Origin of the sequence: Paraburkholderia polaris (assembly GCF_012927345.1) — a bacterium.
Lineage (GTDB): Bacteria > Pseudomonadota > Gammaproteobacteria > Burkholderiales > Burkholderiaceae > Paraburkholderia > Paraburkholderia polaris.
The window spans coordinates 1-3563 of sequence record NZ_JABBGJ010000112.1; the positions used below are offsets into that span (position 1 = coordinate 1).

General features: G+C 60.5%; 4 protein-coding genes. All 4 read right to left on the minus strand.

Features of this window, described 5'->3' with window-relative positions:
• A partial coding sequence (locus tag HHL24_RS43050; protein ID WP_169491309.1) for a hypothetical protein occupies positions 1 to 355 on the minus strand: 355 nt, incomplete at its 3' end.
• 79 nt (positions 356 to 434) lie between these two features.
• Positions 435 to 842, minus strand: a complete 408-nt coding sequence (locus HHL24_RS45355) for a deazapurine DNA modification protein DpdA family protein (RefSeq protein ID WP_456238538.1) — start codon at positions 840 to 842, stop codon at positions 435 to 437.
• Positions 843 to 1753: 911 nt separating this feature from the next.
• Positions 1754 to 2233, minus strand: a complete 480-nt coding sequence (locus HHL24_RS43060; protein WP_169491310.1) for an Lrp/AsnC family transcriptional regulator — start codon at positions 2231 to 2233, stop codon at positions 1754 to 1756.
• 64 nt (positions 2234 to 2297) lie between these two features.
• Positions 2298 to 3563, minus strand: a 1266-nt coding sequence (locus HHL24_RS43065; protein WP_169491311.1) for a dihydroxy-acid dehydratase domain-containing protein, incomplete at its 5' end; no start/stop codon positions are given.

A 3563-nucleotide genomic window follows, 5' to 3' on the forward strand; every position in this document is an offset into this window, starting at 1 on the left:
CATCGCGATACCCATCCGTCGCAAACGTGCTGCATGTGCTCACGCCCGTCGGGATCGCTGCCGGGCCAAGCGCGACGACGGTTTCCTGCTCGAACAGCGCCTTTGGGTCGTCTTCGCGCCAGATACCACCGAACGCGTCCGGGAGCCGGTCGTCGCCGTGAATGACGACGATCCACGCACTCTCCAACGGCGCGGCATCGGTTCGGACCTCGCCGCCACAGTGATCGCAGACCACCTTGGCAATATCGGTCATGAAACTCTGGAACGATTCGAAACCGTCGACTTCACCTGATTCGCCGGTCAAAAGCTTCGTGACGATTGCTGCCAGCTCAGTCGCAGTGATTTGCTTACTCATGATTTCTGTTCCTCAAGAATAGAAGAGGAGCATCCCTAGCGGGGGATGCCCCGCTAGGGAAAGAAGCTACTTACGTAGCCTAGAACGTCAGGCGAAACTGGTCGCCGGGTTGTGGACGCATGCGAGCTTCCGCCGCCTGCATCCAGTTCGTCATCACCGTCGAACGATGCTCCATCGTGTTGGAGATGCCGGCCGCGAACGCATTGCGCCGCGCGGTTACGTCAAAAGCCATTGAGTCGGTCCCAGCCTCGAATGGGTACATCTTGACGCGCTCAAGCGCCGCACCTTTTACGCCGAAGCAGTGAAGCTTCATACCTGCTGGCAAGCGCCCGTCAAGGCCGTCGAGGATCGCGAAAAGCCCGAGTTTGGGGTGATGGAGATCACGCCTACACGTCGACCCCAAACCCATTAAAGCCGGCGGCGCCAACCACGCGTGCCTGTTCCATACTTCCATCGTCAGGTCCAGGCTTTTCAGATAATCATCCAGTACCCCCCCCCTGACAAACCGCTACAGGCGGCTTGAGGTCATTCGCTACGGTTGTCACGCTGACATCCTTCGCGTACTCCTCCTGCCACGCTTCGATAATGTCTAGCATTCCTTCGAGCATCGTGGCGGTCGCGCGGATGCGCCAGTCGGTGTCGATACCACCGTTTGTTGCTTCATTTTCGCAGCAAAGGTCCATGGCAGCGAACCAGTTAGGACGCAGCAAATAAGCGAGCTCAAGGTACTCCCCGTGTCGCCATGGATTACGGAAAAGTCAAAGGCAAATGGACACTGAATAATCCAGTAAATTCAGTGGCTTGCAGAAAACCAACATGTCCATCCCCGCAAAACGCAAAACGGACAAGGCCGCAGGAGGTGTGCTTGCGCTGGATGGAGCGCCAGCACACACGCACGGATAGACATTCTAGGAGTGCGTCCGGAGAGGCCGCGCTACCGAGTCAATCCGGCTTATCACGTCGAGACCTTGCTTTCGTACGCCGACCGGCTGTAGCCGGACCCACTGCCGCCGGTCGCGCTGTCAGGGGTTCACGGCAGGTAACGGAATGGTTCGGTCATCCAAGCTGACTTCCTAGCGACAGCAGTTCGGCCATTGCGGTCGTTCGCCCATCGGCGCTGGTATGCCCGCTCACTGCTCAAAACCGGTCGTCCGCTTGGCGCAACGTCGAAGATCTCCTGCTGACTTCGATGCAGGCGCGCCCGACCCAAACGAGACATTCGACGTTCCGACTCCCAGACGAACGTTTCCAGGCGCACAGCGAGCCTTTGGAACATTGCGGTAAAGGTTCTACAGCTTGCCCTACACTCGACTCGGTACGCGCCGCCCAGAGCGACAGCAGAGTGCCAAAATGGGTGGTTGCTCAGAGCGCGCGCCGTACGCCCCAAAACAGCAGGGACTACCGCCGGGACGTGACGGGTAGTGCTGTGCCATACATCACCTGCTTGAGCGCGAAGCTCGAGCGGATATTTGATACGGCTGGGATGCGCGTCAATTGATCCACGATGAGCCGCTCGAGCGCTTGAACATCACGGACGAGGACGCGAATGAGGTAGTCCGCGTCGCCGGACATCAGGTAACACTCCATGACGTTGGGCAAACATCGGATCGCACGCTCGAACGTGTCGAGCGAATCGCGTACCTGTTTGTCGAGCGAAATCTGGATAAACACGTTCACGTTCAGTCCAAGCTGCTCCGCGCTCAGCAACGTGACGCGCTGCTTTATCACGCCGCGCGCCTCCAGCGCCCTCACCCGTGCGAGGCACGGTGACGGCGACAGGTTGACCCGCGAAGCAAGCTCGACGTTCGTCAAGCAACCGTCACGCTGCAATTCCTCGAGAATTCTGACGTCGATTTCATCCAGCTCGTGTCTTGCCACCGCTCACCCCTTCAAAACAGATCTCTCACTGACGCGCATGGCCACCGGGCTCATCGCGGACGGCCTAACCGCTCGTTGCGCCCCGCTGGGCCGGCGCCGCTAGCGCCGCGTATTTGGCCAGCACGCCGCGCGTGTAACGCGGCTTCGGTTGCTGCCATGCCGCGCGGCGGCGTTGCAGTTCGGCGTCGTCGATGTTCAGTTGCAGGAGCAGCTTGTGTGCGTCGATCGTGATCGAATCGCCTTCCTGCACGAACGCGATCGTGCCGCCCACGAACGCTTCCGGCGCGACGTGACCGACCACCATGCCCCACGTAGCGCCGGAAAAGCGCCCGTCGGTGATGAGGCCGACGCTTTCGCCCAGCCCCTTGCCAATGATTGCCGACGTCGGCGCGAGCATTTCCGGCATGCCAGGGCCACCCTTCGGGCCGAGGTAACGCAACACGACCACGTCACCGGCGACGATCTTGTCGGCCAGAATCGCTTCCAGCGCACTTTGCTCGTCGTCGAACACCCGGGCCGGACCGGTGATGACCGGGTTCTTCAGTCCGGTAATCTTCGCGACCGCGCCGTCAACGGCCAGGTTGCCCTTCAGGATCGCCAGGTGGCCCTCCTTGTACAGCGCCTGCTCGATCGGGAAGATCACCTGCTGGTCGGCGCGCGGCTTGCCCGGCACGTCTTTCAGTTCTTCAACGATCGTCTTGCCAGTGATCGTGATGCAATCGCCGTGCAGCAGACCTGCGTCGAGCAGAATCTTCATGACTTGCGGAATGCCGCCCGCCTTATGCAGATCTGTCGCGACGAACTGACCCGACGGCTTCAGGTTGCAGATCACCGGCACCTTCTTGCGCATGCGCTCGAAGTCTTCGATGGTCCATTCCACTTCCGCCGCGTGCGCGATGGCGAGGAAGTGCAGCACCGCATTGGTCGAGCCACCCGTGGCCATGAGCACAGCCACCGCGTTTTCGATCGATTTTTTGGTGACGATGTCGCGCGGCTTCAGATCTTTCCTGACCGCTTCGACCAGCACGCGGGCCGATTCGGCTGCCGAGTCGACCTTTTCCTGGTCGGGGTTCGCCATCGTCGACGAATACAGCAGCGACATGCCCAGTGCTTCGAACGACGAGCTCATGGTGTTGGCGGTGTACATGCCGCCGCACGAACCCGTGGACGGGCATGCGTTCTTTTCGATCCCGTCGAAATCTTCCTGCGACATCCGGCCGGCCGTGAACTCGCCCACGGCTTCGAACGACGACACGATGGTCAGGTCGGTGCCTTTCCAGTTGCCCGGACGGATCGTGCCGCCATACACGTAAATGCTCGGCACGTTGGT